This is a genomic window from Chroococcidiopsis cubana SAG 39.79 (assembly GCF_003991895.1).
Taxonomy (GTDB): domain Bacteria; phylum Cyanobacteriota; class Cyanobacteriia; order Cyanobacteriales; family Chroococcidiopsidaceae; genus Chroococcidiopsis; species Chroococcidiopsis thermalis.
This window is the reverse complement of sequence record NZ_RSCK01000252.1, coordinates 1-1263: the sequence shown is the minus strand read 5'-3', so window position 1 is coordinate 1263 and position 1263 is coordinate 1. Positions and strand designations below refer to the sequence as shown.

1 protein-coding gene is annotated in these 1263 nt (G+C 41.2%); it reads right to left on the bottom strand.

The features are described from left to right. Positions 1–34: 34 nt before the first annotated feature. Positions 35–1263 (bottom strand): IS4 family transposase (locus tag DSM107010_RS37730; RefSeq protein ID WP_127025425.1); only part of this gene is annotated, 1229 nt, incomplete at its 5' end.

The following is a 1263-nucleotide window of genomic DNA, read 5'->3' as shown; positions in this document are numbered from 1 at the left end:
GAATGGCACTAAGAAAAGCTGAAATACTTGTGATTTAAGCAGTTTGTAATTGTTCGTGTAATTCGTGCCTTGATTTCGTCATTAAAGGGTAAGCTTTCGGGCGGCGTTTACGGACTCGTGGTTCACTGCGACCTGGGCGTTCTGGAACAGCCTTGTGAGCAATAACTTTAAGTAAAGTGCAATAAATTCGCTCTCCTTTTGCGATAGGAGCAGCCAACAATTGAGTCACAAAGTTATTTAAATGATGACGAGTTCCTTGCACCGACAAGCGCAACGGTGGACTACCATAAGTAGTACCGGACGACCACATCAAACTCCTAAGTAGATTGTAAGCAAGCAAATAAACATAAATTTCTTTGCGTACCATCGAGGGAGTTTTACACCGTAAAACATCCATGCCCAAAGTAGTCTTGAGATGTCTTAAATCTAGCTCAACATCCCACCGCTTACCGTAAAGCCTGACAATTTCTAGAGTAGGATAAGTTGCTCGATCTAATAAAGTCGTGATTAAACTGACTCGTTGAGTGCGAAAACCAGGAATTACAATGTAGTAGTAAATTTCTCTTACAGTTAAAGTTGAAGGTAAAGCCTCAAATTCATCTTTACTCAAGGATTTGGGGCAGACTTTAGGTTTGTACCAAGTCACTAATTTGTCGCAAGCTCCACTAATTTTTCCGTTTCGCATTGATGTCGTTCGGGATTGATGTTTTCGGAATACTGCATCACAATTCAGGTTTTTAATGGCGACTATATCAGCGTAAGCGCAAAAAGCTCTATCTCCTACAAGGAGATCCAAGGGATTAAGAAACTGGTAGAGTTGACGAGCAAGTTTGATATCATGAGTCTTCAGTACATCGATAACTAAAGCAACAGCAGCACCCGTGACTAAACTAAATATCACACCGATTTTGGCAATCGGAAATCCGCATCCAGCTTTCTGAGTGTTTGGTTGAGGGTAAGCTTTTTGGTTCTCCACAGTATCAGGCATGGAGACAGTTGAACCGTCTATTACTTTCACATTTCGACCACACCACAAATGTTCTGCTGTCACTTTTGCTTCTAGATTTTGTGCGGACTGACCAAAAAGTTGTTCTAAAAGTTTTTCTGGCAATCTCGACCTGGCTTGACAGTAAGCACTTGTATCAGTAGATGGTATTTCTACTCCTTCTCCTGCTAAATAAGCAATTATCTTACTCACGGCATTATGACAAGTTTTATCGGTATCCAAGACCTGAGATAAAAACGCCCACAACGTTACCATGG